This window comes from Plesiomonas sp. ISS29 (assembly GCF_056522795.1).
The window spans coordinates 212890-229229 of record NZ_JAWRZQ010000001.1 but is presented as its reverse complement, the minus strand read 5'-3'; the positions used below and the strand labels follow the sequence as shown (position 1 = coordinate 229229).

At 50.5% G+C, this 16340-nt stretch carries 11 protein-coding genes and 5 tRNA genes; 9 read left to right on the top strand and 7 right to left on the bottom strand.

Annotated features, from left to right (window positions below; genetic code table 11):
- Nucleotides 1-6 precede the first annotated feature (6 nt).
- Genes frdC through frdA form a run of 3 tightly spaced genes read right to left on the bottom strand, consistent with a single transcriptional unit; the run spans nucleotide 7 to nucleotide 2941 of the window.
- A complete protein-coding gene (gene frdC / locus AC1HDJ_RS00975; RefSeq protein ID WP_479536510.1) occupies nucleotides 7-405 on the bottom strand; it encodes a fumarate reductase subunit FrdC in 399 nt (132 codons plus the stop codon).
- Nucleotides 406-413: 8 nt separating this feature from the next.
- On the bottom strand, nucleotides 414-1148 hold the full coding sequence (locus tag AC1HDJ_RS00970; protein WP_438622167.1) for a succinate dehydrogenase/fumarate reductase iron-sulfur subunit: 735 nt from the start codon (nucleotides 1146-1148) through the stop codon (nucleotides 414-416).
- Nucleotides 1148-2941 carry a fumarate reductase (quinol) flavoprotein subunit gene (gene frdA, locus AC1HDJ_RS00965; protein ID WP_479536508.1) on the bottom strand — a complete coding sequence of 598 codons (1794 nt, stop codon included), beginning with the start codon at nucleotides 2939-2941 and terminating at the stop codon, nucleotides 1148-1150. The genes AC1HDJ_RS00970 and frdA overlap by 1 nt, the downstream gene beginning before the upstream one ends.
- A gap of 388 nt (nucleotides 2942-3329) precedes the next feature.
- Between frdA and epmA the strand changes: the two genes are divergently transcribed.
- Nucleotides 3330-4304: an elongation factor P--(R)-beta-lysine ligase gene (epmA, locus tag AC1HDJ_RS00960; protein WP_479536506.1), complete on the top strand. Its 975-nt coding sequence runs from the start codon at nucleotides 3330-3332 to the stop codon at nucleotides 4302-4304.
- Between the two features lie 397 nt (nucleotides 4305-4701).
- Here epmA and mscM read toward each other — a convergent pair whose 3' ends face one another.
- The 3 genes from mscM to rsgA all read right to left on the bottom strand — a co-directional run bounded on the left by mscM (nucleotide 4702) and on the right by rsgA (nucleotide 10297).
- Nucleotides 4702-8025: a miniconductance mechanosensitive channel MscM gene (gene mscM / locus AC1HDJ_RS00955; protein WP_479536504.1), complete on the bottom strand. Its 3324-nt coding sequence runs from the start codon at nucleotides 8023-8025 to the stop codon at nucleotides 4702-4704.
- 105 nt (nucleotides 8026-8130) lie between these two features.
- Nucleotides 8131-9084 (bottom strand): archaetidylserine decarboxylase, encoded by a 954-nt coding sequence (asd, locus tag AC1HDJ_RS00950; RefSeq protein ID WP_479536502.1) that lies wholly within the window; start codon nucleotides 9082-9084, stop codon nucleotides 8131-8133.
- A 169-nt stretch (nucleotides 9085-9253) separates the two neighbouring features.
- The gene (rsgA, locus tag AC1HDJ_RS00945; RefSeq protein ID WP_479537184.1) at nucleotides 9254-10297 is read right to left on the bottom strand and encodes a small ribosomal subunit biogenesis GTPase RsgA; all 1044 of its coding nucleotides are present in this window, start codon (nucleotides 10295-10297) and stop codon (nucleotides 9254-9256) included.
- 86 nt (nucleotides 10298-10383) lie between these two features.
- Between rsgA and orn the strand changes: the two genes are divergently transcribed.
- The 6 genes from orn (at nucleotide 10384) to AC1HDJ_RS00915 (ending at nucleotide 11668) form a co-directional block, all read left to right on the top strand.
- Nucleotides 10384-10929: an oligoribonuclease gene (orn, locus tag AC1HDJ_RS00940; protein ID WP_479536500.1), complete on the top strand. Its 546-nt coding sequence runs from the start codon at nucleotides 10384-10386 to the stop codon at nucleotides 10927-10929.
- Nucleotides 10930-11111: 182 nt separating this feature from the next.
- Nucleotides 11112-11187: transfer RNA gene (locus AC1HDJ_RS00935), tRNA-Gly, on the top strand.
- 35 nt (nucleotides 11188-11222) lie between these two features.
- Nucleotides 11223-11298: transfer RNA gene (locus tag AC1HDJ_RS00930), tRNA-Gly, on the top strand.
- Nucleotides 11299-11342: 44 nt separating this feature from the next.
- Nucleotides 11343-11418, top strand: a tRNA-Gly gene (locus tag AC1HDJ_RS00925).
- A 61-nt stretch (nucleotides 11419-11479) separates the two neighbouring features.
- Nucleotides 11480-11555 (top strand) — tRNA-Gly (locus AC1HDJ_RS00920).
- Between the two features lie 37 nt (nucleotides 11556-11592).
- Nucleotides 11593-11668 (top strand) — tRNA-Gly (locus AC1HDJ_RS00915).
- A gap of 565 nt (nucleotides 11669-12233) precedes the next feature.
- Here AC1HDJ_RS00915 and queG read toward each other — a convergent pair.
- Nucleotides 12234-13451 (bottom strand): tRNA epoxyqueuosine(34) reductase QueG, encoded by a 1218-nt coding sequence (gene queG / locus AC1HDJ_RS00910; RefSeq protein ID WP_479536498.1) that lies wholly within the window; start codon nucleotides 13449-13451, stop codon nucleotides 12234-12236.
- A gap of 250 nt (nucleotides 13452-13701) precedes the next feature.
- Between queG and tsaE the strand changes: the two genes are divergently transcribed.
- Together tsaE and AC1HDJ_RS00900 are read left to right on the top strand one after the other, a co-directional pair.
- Nucleotides 13702-14166, top strand: a complete 465-nt coding sequence (gene tsaE / locus AC1HDJ_RS00905) for a tRNA (adenosine(37)-N6)-threonylcarbamoyltransferase complex ATPase subunit type 1 TsaE (RefSeq protein ID WP_479537182.1) — start codon at nucleotides 13702-13704, stop codon at nucleotides 14164-14166.
- Between the two features lie 2 nt (nucleotides 14167-14168).
- Nucleotides 14169-16331 carry a LysM peptidoglycan-binding domain-containing protein gene (locus AC1HDJ_RS00900; protein ID WP_479536496.1) on the top strand — a complete coding sequence of 721 codons (2163 nt, stop codon included), beginning with the start codon at nucleotides 14169-14171 and terminating at the stop codon, nucleotides 16329-16331.
- Nucleotides 16332-16340: the final 9 nt, after the last annotated feature.

Genomic DNA, 16340 nt, shown 5'->3' with positions numbered 1-16340 from the left:
CCTTCCTTAAATCAGTACGATAGCTAAGGCAAATACAGTGAATGCTATCATCACTGCCCACAGTGCTTTAACAATCTTTGACTCGGCCAGCTTTTCACCGTTAATGATGATCATCTGTGCTTTTGGCGCTAGATTGAACCAAGTTGCGGTGTGCAGCAAGGTCATGGCCAGAGCAATCAAGTTTAGTACCAGTACGATAGGGTTTTGCAGGAAACCAACAAACGTTCCCCAGCTTTCTGCACCGCTACGCAGGGCGAACATGCCGTATAACAGTACCAGACCAAACCAAACGGTAGGGATAGCGCTGCCTTCACGGATCATGTAGAACTTGTAAAAGCCCAGTTTCTGCCACCAGTTCGCTTTCATCCCACGAACATAAGGTTTACGCTTCGACATAGTGCTCATTTTATTCCTCACTGTGGCTTCAGCATGGCGATCATGAAGTCTTTGGCACTTTCTACCTTGCCCTGCTGGATAGCAGCAGCCGGATCAACGTGCTTTGGACAGACTTCAGAACAGTATCCAACAAACGTACAGCTCCACACGCCGTTTTTACCATTCAGTACCGGCATACGCTCGGCCTGACCGTGGTCACGGCTGTCGGTGTTGTAACGCTGTGCCAGTGCCAGTACGCCTGGGCCAACAAACTCAGGGTTCAGACCAAACTGTGGGCAGGCTGCGTAGCACAGGCCACAGTTGATGCACATAGAGAATTGGCTATATTTCTCCATTTGTGCGGGTGTCTGGATGTTCGGGCCTTCTGAAACCTTGCGATCGTTACCGATCACATACGGTTTGATAGACTCAAGACTTTCGATAAAGTGGGTCATATCGACCACTAAATCACGCTCTACTGGGAAGTTGGCCAGCGCTTCAATGCGCATGCCCTCTTCGGTATAGTCACGCAGGAAGGTCTTACAGGCCAGTTTTGGCACATTGTTAACCATCATGCCGCATGAGCCGCAAATCGCCATTCGGCAAGACCAGCGGTAAGACAGGTCGCTGTCTAAGTTGTCTTTGATGTAGCCTAGCGCATCAAGCAACGAGGTTGCGTTGTCGTAAGGCACATCAAAAGTCTGGAAGTATGGCTCGTTATCCTGCTCAGGATTGTAGCGCATCACGTCCATCTTTAGAGTACGGCTTGCCATTATGCCTGCTCCTTCTTCAGCTTTTCTTGGTCTTCAGCTTCTGCGCCATATACACGCTTGGCAGGCTGAGAGGTTGTGATGCAGACATCGCTGTATTCCAAGCGCGGCGCGCCGCCATCTTCACTGCGGAATGCTAATGTGTGCTTCAGGAAGTTCACATCATCACGCTCGGTGTAGCCTTCATCCAGACGTTGGTGCGCACCACGAGACTCTTTACGTGCCAGCGCAGAGTTTGCCATGGCATCGGCCACATCCAAGCTGTAACCCACTTCGATAGCGTACAGCAAGTCAGTGTTAAACACGCTTGAGCGGTCTTTAATGGAGACTTTCTTGATACGTTCTTTCAGCTCTGCCAGTTTATCAACCGTGGCTTGCATCAGATCTTCGGTACGATAGATACCGCAGCCTTCTTCCATTGACTGACCCATCTCGTCACGGATCTTCGACCAAGACTCATTGCCTTCTTGGTTCAGAACAGTGTGCAGACGGTTTTCAATGTCTTTGACTTGTGCGTTCAGTGCAGCATCGTTGGCTTCGCCCATTTCGGCAGCACGCGCAACGGCGTTTTCACCGGCCAAACGGCCAAATACCACGATCTCAGCCAGCGAGTTAGAACCCAAACGGTTAGCACCGTGTAGGCCGACAGATGAACACTCACCCACGGCGAACAGGCCCTTGATGCGGGTTTCGCACTGGTTATCGGTTTCGATACCGCCCATGGTGTAGTGCACCGCCGGACGAACCGGAATCGGCTCTTTCACTGGGTCGACACCGACATAAGCCTTGGCCAGTTCACAGATAAACGGCAGACGCTCGTTCAGGTACTTCTCACCCAGATGACGCAGGTCAAGATGTACCGCATCTCCCAGTGGTGTAGAGATAGTGCGGCCTGCGCGCCACTCGTGCCAGAATGCCTGTGAAACTTTGTCACGCGGGCCCAGCTCCATGTATTTGTTCTTCGGCTGGCCGACCGGTGTTTCTGGGCCCATGCCGTAGTCTTGCAGATAGCGGTAGCCATCTTTGTTCACCAGAATACCGCCTTCACCACGGCAGCCTTCGGTCATCAGAATACCTGAGCCTGGCAGACCGGTTGGGTGGTACTGAACGAATTCCATGTCACGCAGTGGTACACCGTGGCGATAGGCCATTGCCATACCATCACCGGTAACAATGCCGCCATTGGTGTTGTAGCGGTAAACACGGCCTGCACCGCCGGTTGCCAAGATCACGCTGTTGGCGCGGATCTGAACCAGTGTGCCTTCCATCATATTCATAGCAACCAGACCACGGGCCTCGCCGTTGTCGACCAGCAGGTCTAGAACGAAGTGCTCGTCAAAACGCTGGATTTGCGGATATTTGATCGAGGTTTGGAACAGCGTATGCAGCATGTGGAAGCCGGATTTATCCGCGGCAAACCAAGTACGCTCGATCTTCATGCCACCAAAACGGCGCACGTTGACTGAACCGTCCGGACGACGGCTCCACGGACAACCCCACTGTTCTAGTTGGGTCATCTCGTTAGGGGAGTTCTTAACGAAGTATTCAACTACGTCTTGTTCACACAGCCAGTCACCACCCGATACAGTATCGTTGAAGTGGTTATCGTAGCTATCATGATCCAGTGCTACTGCTGCGGAGCCACCTTCGGCTGCAACAGTGTGACTGCGCATAGGGTATACCTTGGATACTAACGCGATCTTAAGATTTGGGTTCGCTTCAGCTGCGGCAATAGCGGCACGCAAGCCCGCGCCACCCGCACCAATGATGGCGATGTCTGCGGTAAAGGTCTGCACAGCATTCCTCCGAAATGTTGACAAAATAGTCATCGGGATTAATAAAAAGAACTAAGGGGAAAAATCCTTGGTTTCAGCAGTGCTATTGTAGAACCGTGATCTGTAACAAAACTTGATGTAGTCACCTCTTTTGAGACTTTCCTCACCGTTAAGAGGTAGTAAGATCTGAATTCGTGATCAAGCGCAAAAAATCGCACAAAGTCATAAAAGCAGAAACAACTCCATTGCTTTTACATTTAAGGTGGAATATTTCACTTTTTATGCGCTTTAATACAGATTTTTACATTTTAGCATCATCCCCTAAAAGGGAATGATCTGTCAGATTTGTGTGTCAGGGCGAGCACGCGTAGACTGCGGCACCAATTGAATCGGTAAATCAGAGGAAATCATGAGCGAATCGGTAAGCTGGCAACCCACAGCACCCATGAGTAACTTACTCAAACGCGCTGCGATGCTGGCAGATGTTCGTCGTTTTTTTGCTGATCGTGGTGTGCTGGAAGTCGACACACCTTCGATGAGCCAAACCACGCTAGCGGATGTCTATCAATTCCCCTTTCAGCTGGATTATCAGGGCTGTGATACCTGTGAAAGTCAGAAACTCTACCTGACCACCAACCCTGAATATCATATGAAGCGTTTGCTGGCTGCTGGCAGTGGGCCGATCTTTCAGTTGGCCAAATCTTTCCGTAACAAGGATGCAGATCGTCAGCATAATCCTGAATTTACGATTTTAGAGTGGTATCGCCCCTGTTTTGATATGTACCGCCTGATCAATGAAGTGGATGATCTGGTGCAGCAGGTGTTGGATTGTGAAGCCGCAGAGAGCCTGACCTATCAGCAGGCATTTTTGCGCCACTTAAATATTGACCCGTTGTCAGCCGATAAAGCCGTATTGTTAGAACAAGTGCAGCAGCAGGAGCTGGTGGCTGAAATCAGTTGTGAAGATCGCGATTGCCTGTTGCATGTGCTGTTTCAGCACGCGGTAGTGCCGAATTTGGGCGCTGAAAAACCGGCATTTGTGTATCACTTTCCGGCCAATCAGGCAGAACTGGCACAAATTAGCTCTGAAGATCACCGGGTAGCCGAGCGTTTTCAACTCTATTTTAAGGGATTAGAGCTGGCCGACGGTTTTCATGAACTGGCCGATATTGATGAGCTACGCAAGCGTTTAGAGCAAGAGAACCTGAAACGCGCGTCACGCGGGCTGGCAACTTACCCTATTGATGAGCGTCTGATGGCGGCAGTGGAAGCGGGGATTCCTGATTGTTCTGGTGTGGCATTGGGTGTGGAGCGTTTGCTGATGATTGCAGTGGGTGCAGAGCATATCAGCGAGGTTATTGCCTTCCCGATTGATATTGCTTAAATGCGAAGGTGCTGTATGCCGTTTTGGTGGTGGCAAGATTTATTGCCGTGGATTGTGGTTTATCGTTGTTCATCATCACTTGAATTACGGTGTACTCACAAAATCATCTAATCATCTTGAGTCATCGGGTTATATCTACCGATCATATACCTACCGATCACGGCCACCCTGCAAGGTGGCCGTTTTGCTGAAACCGGTTCAGAGGTCATGCTGATGATGATGGTTTTACCTTACAGGCTTTTACGCTACAGATTTTTACCTTATAGACCATAGTTACCACCATAAAACAGACTGCATTTAAATGCAATAAATTATCATTCGCATTTGTGCGCAATTTTGAGTTTCGGTTAATCCCGTCAACATTTAACCTTTCAGCGGGATACGCCGTTTCCAACCATTACAATCCACCTGTTTTGAATACTTGTGCGGCCTTCATGGTTTCAACTCGGATCTGGCTTGGCGGATATGGCAGTTCAAGCTGATGTGCACGGAACAGGGCCAGTACATTTTTGTGTAGATCATTGCGAATTGGCATCCGATGCCCCATCTCGGCGGCGTACAGGCGAATTTCATACAACGGAATACCTTGTTGCAGATCCACTAAATAGACTTCAGGTGCCGGTGTTTCCAGTGCATTGGTAGTATGCCGCGCGGCCTGTTCAATCAGGCGGCTAACCAGTTCACTGTCTGCGTCAGGCGGTGCGGGAATGCGCAATACAATACGGGTGATCGGGTCTGACAGTGACCAGTTGATAAACTGCTCGGTAATAAAGGCCTTGTTCGGCACAATGATCTCTTTGCGATCCCAATCCACAATGGTGGTGGCGCGGGTGTTGATTTTGGTGATCGTACCGGTGAGATCGCGGATCGTGACGGTATCGCCAATTCGGATCGGTTTTTCAAACAAAATAATCAGGCCGGAGATAAAGTTGGCAAAGATCTCTTGCAGGCCAAACCCCAGCCCGACCCCCAGTGCCGCGACCAGCCATTGTAATTTAGCCCAGTCAACGCCGATCATCGAAGCGGTGATCATGATCCCCAGAATAATAATCGAATATTTAGTGAGTGTGGTGATGGCATAACCGGTGCCCGGTGTTAGGTCTAAATGCTGCAGCAGTGCTAGCTCCATCAGTGCCGGCAGGTTGCGGATAATCTTGGCGGTGATCATCAGAGAAAGGCCGGCAAACAGCAGTGAACCGAGGGTAATCGGCTGGATGTTTTCGACCCCGTTGCTGATATCGATGACATTCCACAAATTCACATTATCTAAAAATGCAAACGCCGAATGCAGTTCTGACCAGATCAACACCAGTGAGCCAAGTGCTGCTAGTGAGATGATCGAGCGAATCAGTTGCAGTGATTTGGCGCTGATCACATCCAGATCAATCACCGGTTCTTCGATCATATCGAGTGCCGTATCGTTGCTGCTGTTAGTATTACTGTCATCATCGTTACGCGCACGCTGGGCGAGGATCTCTGAGCGGCGATGCTTGGCACGATCAAAGGCGATGCGACGGCGTTGGATCAGCATCCAGCGGCGGGTGAGGTAATAGACCAACAGCAAAAATAGCCAGACGACGAGAGAGACTTCCACCCGAGCCAGCAGTACCCGTGAGGTTGAGAGATACCCTAAGCAGGTGAACAAAATCGCCAGTGGTGGGGTTGCCAGCACTACACCCCACAGCAGGTAGTTAATCATGTTCTGGCCCGAGCCCTGCGCGTTCAGGTACAGCGGCACTTTGGCGCGTTTTAAGCTGGCGGTTAGCACCATCAGCACCACGCACAGGCCGATAAAGGCAAGCCTGACCAGCGTATCGTTGAACTGGCGATCATTGAGTGAATTGAGTGCATCAGAAATGCACCACAGTGGCACAAAACTGGTCAGCGAAACCGCGTAATAGCGCATCGCACGGCTGACTTGCTGATTGTCCCAACCAAAATGGATGATAAATAGCCCCTTGGCGCGGGCAAAATTGGCGGTTAGCACAAACAGGCTAATTACCGGTACGAGGCTGAGCAGGCTTTCGCCAAAGGCGATTGCGGCCGGATAAGCCCAGGCATTGAGCAGGCCGTTACCCACGGCAGCTAATAAAATCGGTACCGGCATTGCATACCATGTGGACCAAATTAAGGTACGCAAGGTCAGCCCAAAAGAGTCGAGCGTAACTTTACCAACACGGCTTGAGGCCATATCAAGAAAGCAGAGGTAGCGGTTACGGCTGTAGCGGGCGGCAATCACCAAGCAGAGCGCCGCAATCATCCAGATAACGCTTTCGCTTTGCACGCTTTCAACAAAGCCCTGCGCAATTTGCCCGAGAACATCCATTGAGACAACTTGATGCATATCATTCAGTACGGCCAGCGGAAAACTAAAGCCGATAGGATTGAGATCAGGCAGCCAGAACAGATAACGGTTGGTGGCAATTTTGATCTCTTTTAGTGCATCAATCTGCTGGTTGGTGGCCACTTTTAGCTTCGCCAACTCCAAAATGCTGGTATCAGTGCCGGTGATCAGGGAGGTCAGCAAGTCATGCTGGATCTGATACTGACTATCCCAGATTTGCTGCTGATTTTTTGGCAGGGCTTTGATGTTCTCTTTTTGCTCATCGGTTAATGCGGTGGTCTGCATCTCATCATACTGAATGCGTTTGGCGCGGATATCGGCCATTTCGCGATCGAGCTGCTGCGGCTTGGGCATTTTCGGCAGTTTAGCGATCTGTGAGCGTAAACTCTCGCCCAATGCATTGGATACCGACAACCACTGAGCTTGCTCACGGATACTGCTCAACGCCAGTTTGACCTGATTAGTATTGGCCTGTGCGGTGCGCTGTGCTTCAGCGGTTCGCTCTAAAAACAGGGCTTGTTGATTGAGCGCTTGTGACAGCTGCTGGTTTTGGTTGACCAGCTCGGATAAAAACTGCGGTAAATCGGTACTGCTCTCAATCAGCTGATTGCTCTGATCGAGTGCTTGGCGCGCCTCTTTTTGACGCATTTCATTAAACTCTGCACGCAGGGCTTGCTGCTGCTCATCAAGCCTGTCGCGCTCAATCCGCGAGATCTCTTGTGCTAAACGGGCCAGCTCTAACCGGTTGTTGGCCGAAAGCTGCTCAAGTTCGAGCGTGTCTACCTGCGCTTTACGTGCCGCTACTTCAGCCCGCAATGCCTGCTCTTGCGACTGGTTAGCTGGCGTACTGTTTTGCGGCAGAGATTGTAAACGTTGTTCCGCCTGTGCTAGTGAGCTACGCGCTTCGCTTTGCCGTGTGGGAATATCATTGAGGGAATCAATAATTGATTGAATCTGCTCGCTCTCTTGCTGTAACTCCCGTGTGGCCGAAAGCAATTTACTGTTGGCCTGTAACAGATGTTGTTCCAGTTCGGCTGAGGTTGCAGCGCGTAATGGCGGGGTTTTGCTCTGTTGCAGCGCCAGTAATTTCTGCCGTAACTCGGCAGTCATCTCCGGATAATTATCAATGGTTGATTGATAGTCATTGCGCCGTTTCTGGGCATCATCACGGGTTTTCAGCCATGTCAGCGCAGTTTGCAGATTATCAGTCAGTAACTTTTTATCCGGCAGATTTCCGGCTTCAATAGTTACAATAGATTGTTGTATTTTTTCTGCAGATTGCAGCACATCGGCTACTGCCGGCCGCATGGCAATCAGGGGAAAAAACAGGCAAAAGAACAGAAAAAGTGGCAGGCGAGTAAGCGGTTGTCGTGACATGCGCGACCTCATAAGAACAAAAGACCGCCGTAAGCGACGGTCTGAGTATTCACTATTTATTCACGTATTGTCGGTTACTTTTTAAACGATAATGCGCGGTTAAATTTACTCGCTTATTGTATTATCGCCTTGATTATTATCATTTAATTCTGATTTTTCTTCATCTGATGTAACCGCAACCGTGCGTGCAGATGGGTGCATAAGCTGAGCAAAGCTTTCACCCATGCGGGTTACTGTACCATGCTCTAATCCGTTGTCGAAAATAATGCTGTCTTGCGGGAAAATATTGATAACAGTAGAGCCGAGTTTAAAGCGGCCCATTTCAGCCCCTTTAGTTAACTCAACTGCGCCGGTTTCACCGCGGGCCGGGTAGTTCCAGCGCATCAATTCACCTTTACGCGGAGGTGTTACCGTACCTTCCCACACGGTTTCCATGCTGCCGACAATGGTTGCACCAACCAGAATTTGTGCCATCGGGCCAAACTCGGTATCAAACAGACAAATCACCCGCTCATTACGGGCGAACAGGCTTGGAATGTTTTCAGCCGTCAACGGGTTAACCGAAAACAGCTCACCAGGCACGTAGATCATCTCGCGTAGCACACCATCACACGGCATATGTACACGGTGATAATCACGCGGAGAAAGGTAAGTAGTAGCAAACGCACCGTGGCGGAACTGTTTGGCCAGTGCGGTTTCACCGCCGAGCAGCGCATCTAACGTATAGTAGTGGCCTTTTGCTTGCAGCAGCAGGTCATCACGCAGCGCACCCAGTTGGCTAATCATACCGTCAGCAGGCAGGCAGAGGCTGTTGTGTTCAAAATTAATCGGGCGCGCACTTTGCTTAAGTGGGCGGGTAAAAAAAGCATTAAATGTGGGATAAGAAGCCAGATCGCTGTTCACCGCTTCTTGCATATTCACATTGTAATGGCGGGCAAACAAGCTGACGGCAGTACGTGTCATCACGCCGGCCTGCTTTTCTGCAGCCCAACCGGCACACTGAGTGAGCAGCTGTTTTGGCAGCAGATATTGTAGTGCAATTTTAATTTTGTTTAACACGTCATGCCTCTCTGGTGCGCCTTTAACGCCGGAGTCTGTAAATTGTGCCAGACACTCATGTGTACCGTGCCTTAACAACAATACCGTGCCGGTGACGGCATATAAAAGGCGCGCATTTTACCTGTAATAGTCGGGTTTGTCAGTCAGCCTGCATTTTTCGGTTGTGCGCTTAGCTTTCACGTTGTGGAAAGTGGCGGCGCGCACGGGCTAACAGCATGCTTTCCAAGATCCGGTGGTAACTGTCATAGCGCGCGGTACTAATTTTACCCGCATCAACCGCGGCACGAATCGCGCAGCCGGGGTCATTATCATGCTTACAGTCACGGAATTTGCACGAACCTAAATAGTCACGAAACTCAATAAAAGACTCGGTCACTTGTTCGGAATCTAAGTGCCACAAACCAAACTCACGAATACCCGGTGAATCAATCAGATTTCCGCCTTGCGACAGATGATATAACCGAGCTGCAGTAGTGGTGTGCTGACCTAATCCTGAGTTGTCGGAAACCAAACCGGTACTGGCATTGGCCTCTGGCAGCAGGAAGTTAATCAGGCTTGATTTTCCCACCCCTGACTGGCCGACAAAAATATTGATCTGTCCGCTCAGCTGCGCATTGAGCAGATCCATCCCCTCACCGGTATGGGAAGAGACCCACAAAATCTTGTAGCCGATATCTTGATACTGCTGCAGGGTTTCGTTCACCCAAATACGGTCGGCATCACTAAGCAAATCGACTTTATTTAGTACTATAATAGGCGTGATGTTGACCTGCTCACAGGCCACTAAATAGCGGTCGATGATATCGGTAGAGAGCTCAGGCAGTACAGATGAGACAATAATAATCTGATCGATATTGGCGGCTACCGCTTTTACACCGTCGTAAAAATCGGGGCGGGTTAGCACCGAGTGGCGCTCGTGTACCGCTTCAACCACACCGCTGATGCCTTGCAGGTGCTCTTTTCCCGGCCGCCAGACCACTTGATCACCGGCGACCAGACTTTTGATGGCACGGCGCAAATTACAACGGTGTAAGCTGCCATCGGTTGATTCAATATCGGCATGCATGCCGAAGCGGCTGATCACGAGGCCCTCTTGTGCCTCGCCAAGCAGAGCATCATCCCACTCGACAGTGCGATCTTTTTGCTTGAGCCGACGTTGCTGGTTTGCATTGACACGGCGCTGTTGGCCGAGAGTTAGCTTTTTCTTACTCAAAGTAATTTGCCCGTTGGTAATTACACGCAGAGGGTTTAAACCCTGTATCATACACGCAGTTTGCGAGAAAAAACGCAGGAGTGGTGATGACAAACAATAAAGAACATCTAATCTGGATTGATATGGAGATGACAGGGCTAGAGCCGGATACCGATAAGGTGCTGGAAATTGCTACCATTGTCACCGATAAAGATCTCAATATTCTTGCTGAAGGGCCGGTACTGGCTATTCATCAGCCTGACGATGTGCTGGCGAAGATGGATGAGTGGTGTACCCGAACCCATACGGCAAGCGGATTGGTTGATCGCGTGCGCAGCAGTACGTGCACCGAAGCACAAGCACAGGCACAAACACTGGCATTTTTAGCCGAGTGGGTACCCGCAGGTTGCTCACCCATTTGCGGTAACAGCATTGGCCAAGATCGCCGCTTTTTATACCGCCATATGCCAGAATTAGAGCAGTATTTTCACTACCGCTATCTTGATGTTAGCACACTTAAAGAGCTGGCACGCCGCTGGAAGCCGGAAATTCTGGCCGGTTTTCAAAAGCAGGGCACCCATTTAGCACTTGATGATATTCGTGAATCTATTGCTGAATTGTGCTATTACCGTGAGCACTTTATTCAGCTTTAACCTGTTATTCTTCCGGCTTGCTGGCAAAGTAAACAAACTGCATGATTTGTCAGCAATCCAACAAATTAGTGCAAGTTTTTTTCGTTTTAGACTTGCACCAAAGGCGAATCTCCGTATAATTCGCAGCCCGTAGCAGTGAGGTTTTTGCTGTTACGTGTGTAAGCCCCTATAGGGGATGTGATGCGGGAATAGCTCAGTTGGTAGAGCACGACCTTGCCAAGGTCGGGGTCGCGAGTTCGAGTCTCGTTTCCCGCTCCAAACTTACACCGTCTTGATATGATGCTTACCGCGATGCGGGAATAGCTCAGTTGGTAGAGCACGACCTTGCCAAGGTCGGGGTCGCGAGTTCGAGTCTCGTTTCCCGCTCCAAGCACAGCGCATATTCACGACGTTAAACAGCATGCTACAGGTATGCGGGAATAGCTCAGTTGGTAGAGCACGACCTTGCCAAGGTCGGGGTCGCGAGTTCGAGTCTCGTTTCCCGCTCCAAATGCACATGTCTATCCAACCATGTGTTACCGATGTAGAATGCGCCGCTGCCGTAATACAAGCGGGAATAGCTCAGTTGGTAGAGCACGACCTTGCCAAGGTCGGGGTCGCGAGTTCGAGTCTCGTTTCCCGCTCCAATTCTACGTATTACAGCAGAGTTTATGTTTTAGTTATGCGGGAATAGCTCAGTTGGTAGAGCACGACCTTGCCAAGGTCGGGGTCGCGAGTTCGAGTCTCGTTTCCCGCTCCAAACTAACCATAAATATACTATCTCTAGATCGTCACCGTATTTTGCTTATTGCAGAGTAGGGAAATAAGCCCAGAGCGGGCTTTTTTTGTCGTTACTGATCACTGTCTGTTTATATTCTGCTGCGTTTACACTGCTGATGTTGAGTTTATTTTCTCTGTCTCATCGCACTGTTGATGCGGCTTTGCGTGCCTTGTGAACAGAGTTATCCACAGTGAACAGAACATTTAACACGGCTAAAAAAGCAGTGATTTATGCTTTGATTATGGCTAAATCCCCAGAATATACGGGCTTTCAAGGGCTTTTTCTGTGCTTCAATTCAACGCAGCCTTATTCCGGTCTGTGCTTGATTTCGCGTGTCTGCTAATTGTTATCCACATATCCCCAGTGTAAGAACAATCGCTTAGCCTGCCGTCAACTGTTGTCGGCAAAATTAGTGATCTGTTTCGCTGACTGTCGTGCTTTTGTTGTTTTGTGTTTACATGGTTAGTGTGGATATTGCGCAGCACTCGGGACGATATTTAGCGGCGAATATTCAGTTGCGAATTGCGGGCGACGAAATAGCCCCTTACGCATCGCGCGGCAGCCCTTTTTCAATTGCCCGCACTAGCCTGCGCTGCTGAGCAGTACTGTCTTGCTGTATTGGAATGAGGGGCGCATCGCCACAATATGCCTGTAACGTGTTCTGCTTGCGCTGCTGTTCTCCGATAGCCCACTGAATATGCTCATTGACCAGCTCATCATCCCCCAAACGCTGTTGCAGTGCTTGTAAAATAGCGGCCTGATAGGGCGCATTACCCAGCGCTACGGCAATATTGCGCAGCCAACGGCGATGCCCGATACGGCGGATAGCCGAGCCTTCAGTTTGTTTTAAAAACGTGGTTTCATCCCACGAAAAAAGCGTGAGTAACTGTGGCGCATGCAGGTGGGCGCGCGGGCTGAAATCAGGCTCTTCGGTCAGCTGTGAAAAACGGTTCCACGGGCAGATTAACTGGCAGTCATCACAGCCGTAGATGCGGTTGCCAATAGCTGGGCGCAGCGCCAGAGGGATTGCGCCTTCTGCCTCGATAGTCAGGTATGAAATGCAGCGGCGGGCATCTACCACATATGGCTCGACAATTGCGCCAGTCGGGCAGGTGGTGATACAGGCAACGCAGCGGCCACATTCGGCGTTCAGCGGCTGATCAACCGGCAGGGCTAAATCAACCAGCAGTTCGCCGAGGAAAAACCAAGATCCCGCTTCACGGTTTAAAAGCAGTGAGTGCTTACCAATCCAGCCGATACCGGCTTTTGCCGCCAGTGGGCGTTCTAGCAGCGGTGCGGAGTCAACAAACGGGCGAAAACCACGCAGCCCGACTTGCTGTTGGATTTTATCCCCCAGCTGCTTTAAACGCTGGCGCAGCAGTTTGTGATAGTCGCGCCCGAGCGCATAGCGGCTGACATAGCCAAGAGTCGGGTCTTTGAGTACGTTGGCAAAACGGGCATGGGTTGGCAGGTAGTTCATACGCACGCTGATCACCCGCAATGTTCCGGGGTGTAATTCGGCGGGGCGAGCCCGCATCATGCCGTGGCTGGCCATCCAACCCATTTCACCGTGATAGTGGTTATCCAGCCATTGTTGCAGCAGCGGCTCATGCTCTTGCAGGTCAATATCACAGATACCTGTCTGCTGAAAGCCAAGTTCTAGCCCCCACTGTTTGATTGACAGGGCTAATTGTTCCAGTTCCGCTGCTGACAGCGTGGCCGGTGTGGGTTGTGCTGCAGGTGTTTCAGTTGGTGGTATCATGCCAATATCAGTTTTATATGCCGGTTTTTGATTGTGGTTTAGGTGATGGAATTGTTGCCATTACGCATAAGTGTGTAAACTTCTTGAACACGACGGGTATTTAACCGAGTCTATTTCGGTTATTTTAGCGGAAAGTCGGGCTATTGCGGGTAATTACTGGCGTAACTTCAATATTTACTGCCAGCAGTGCTATGATCTGCCCATTGATCAGTCGTTAAGTCATTCTAATTAGAACGAATAATGAATCATGATGAAATCTGTAACGTTACATTTGGCTGATGAAGCTGCCACAGTGGCACTGGGAAAGCGTCTGGCACAGGGTTGTGTGAGTGCTACAGTGATCTACTTGCATGGTGATTTGGGGGCAGGGAAAACAACCTTGTGCCGTGGATTTGTGCAAACACTGGGGCACACGGGCAATGTGAAAAGCCCAACCTATACGCTAGTTGAGCCGTATCAGCTGCCTGAGTGGACAGTTTGCCATTTTGATCTATACCGTTTGGCTGATCCCGAAGAGCTCGAATTTATGGGAATTCGTGACTATTTTGGTGATCGTTCACTCTGCTTAGTCGAGTGGCCACAGCGCGGAGAGGGCTTTTTACCGCCTGCCGATGTTACTGTGACGCTGCACTATGATGGCGAGGCACGCAGTGCGGTTTTGCAGGCTAATACGCTAAACGGGCAACAATTACTGGCGCGAGTGAGTGACGAATAGGGATGTGGATTAAATCTCGTGGGCAACTGCTACTGGGTGTGCTGTTGTTGTGTTGTGGGTTACCGGTCTTTGCGGCAACGCTAACCGATGTTAGCCTGCGCGATACCGGCTCAAAAAATGAGCTGGTACTGAGTTTTAGCGGGAAACCGTCGTACGGTTATTTTAATTTAAGCCAGCCTGATCGCGTGGTAGTTGATTTACGCGATACCACGCAGAAAGTTAGCCTGCCCAAGCGTTATCGTGGGAAGCTGGTGGAGAACATTCGCACTAGCAGTGCCCCGCAGCGCGGTACACTGCGGCTTGTGCTGGATTTGTCACAGCGGGTAAACGCCAAGGCGGTGACCGAAAAGCGCGGAAGTGGTTATCAGGTGGTGTTGTCACTCACGCCAATTGGCGGCAGCAGTGCCGCATCACGCAGTACCCAGACCACCTCAACATCGCGCAGCACGCGCAGTAGCAGTGAGCCGATCGTGATAGCGATTGACCCTGGTCACGGCGGGCAAGATCCGGGGGCTGTTGGTAAAAATGGCCTGCGTGAAAAACAAGTCACACTGGCGATTGCGCAAAAACTGCGCGATATGCTGAACAATGACAGCAATTTTAAAGCGGTGATGACCCGTGAGCGCGACTATTTTATCTCGGTCAGTGGTCGTTCTGATATTGCGCGTGAAAAAGATGCACAACTGTTGATCTCTATCCACGCCGATGCCGCGCCGAACCGTAGCGCAAAAGGCGCCTCGGTCTGGGTCCTGTCGAACCGCCGAGCCAACTCTGAAATGGGCCGCTGGCTAGAAGATCATGAAAAGCAGTCTGAACTGCTGGGCGGTGCCGGAGAGGTGCTCTCAGGTAGCAATAACGACCGCTATCTGAGCCAGACGGTGCTGGATTTGCAATTTGGCCACTCACAGCGCGTAGGTTACGATGTGGCATCAAAAGTACTCGCTGAGATGGGCAGAATATCCCCGTTACATAAACGCCGGCCTGAACATGCCAGTCTAGGTGTGCTGCGATCGCCCGATATCCCTTCATTGTTGGTGGAAACTGGCTTTATCTCTAATTTGTCAGAAGAGCGTTTGCTTGGCAGTAGCGCGCACCAGACCAAAATTGCTACCGCCGTTTATCGCGGGATAAGAACCTATTACCGTCAACACCCTAATCTGCGGGTCAGTAATCCGGGTGCTGTAGCGGGTAAATCGAATTCAAGCAGCAGTTCGGTGGCGGGAAAACCTGCGGCAAAGCCCGTTGAGAACAAAACAGCAGAGAAACCGGTACAGAAAACCGAGCATGTTCCTGCTCAGCCGGGGCCGATTGTTGAGTCTACTCCGGTTATCGATAACAGCCAAAAAACCACTTCCCGTACCCAGACGCATACGGTAAAACGCGGTGAAACATTGACTCGAATTGCTAGCCAGTACGGTAGCACGGTGGCTGAGATGAAAGAGTTGAACCGTCTGCGCTCGGGTGAGGTTCAGGTTGGGCAAAAACTTAAAGTTCCGGTGAGCGGCAATACCGTTAACAGTAAGCCGCTACCTCCAGTGATCAGTCAGCCTGATCCGGTGACAGAAAAACCGATTACTGTAGCAACGGGCGGAACGCAATGGCATGAGGTCAAGCGTGGCGAGAATTTGTTACGCATTGCTGAGCGCTATAACACCAGCATGCAGACTCTGCGCTCTCTGAACCAGTTAACCGGAGATCAGGTTAATGTTGGGCAGAAACTGAAAGTGCCTGCAGCGGGCGGTGCGCCGGTTGCCGATGTAGCCAAAACGGCCCCCCAAAGTGATAGCAGTGCTACGATAAAAAACAGTACGGCAAAAAAAGGCAGTATCGAGGTTTATACCGTACAGCGTGGCGACTCACTGGGTAAAATTGCGGCCCGTTACTCAATCTCAATAGACGCCCTGAAGTTTGCCAATAATCTGCGCAGCAATCAGGTGCAAGTTGGCCAGAAAATTAAGATCCCGCTCGATGGTGTTGTGTCGACAACCACAGCTGAATCGGCCAAGCCGGAAGTACGCCCAGCCCAGCATAAAGTGAAGTCTGGGGAGTCTCTTTCCATGATTGCGGAAAAATACGGTGTCGGATTGTCTCGGTTACGCCAATTTAACAAGCTAAAATCAGATCAGGTGATGATCGGGCAAACGTTGAAAATTCCGCAACAGTAAGGCAGAGGT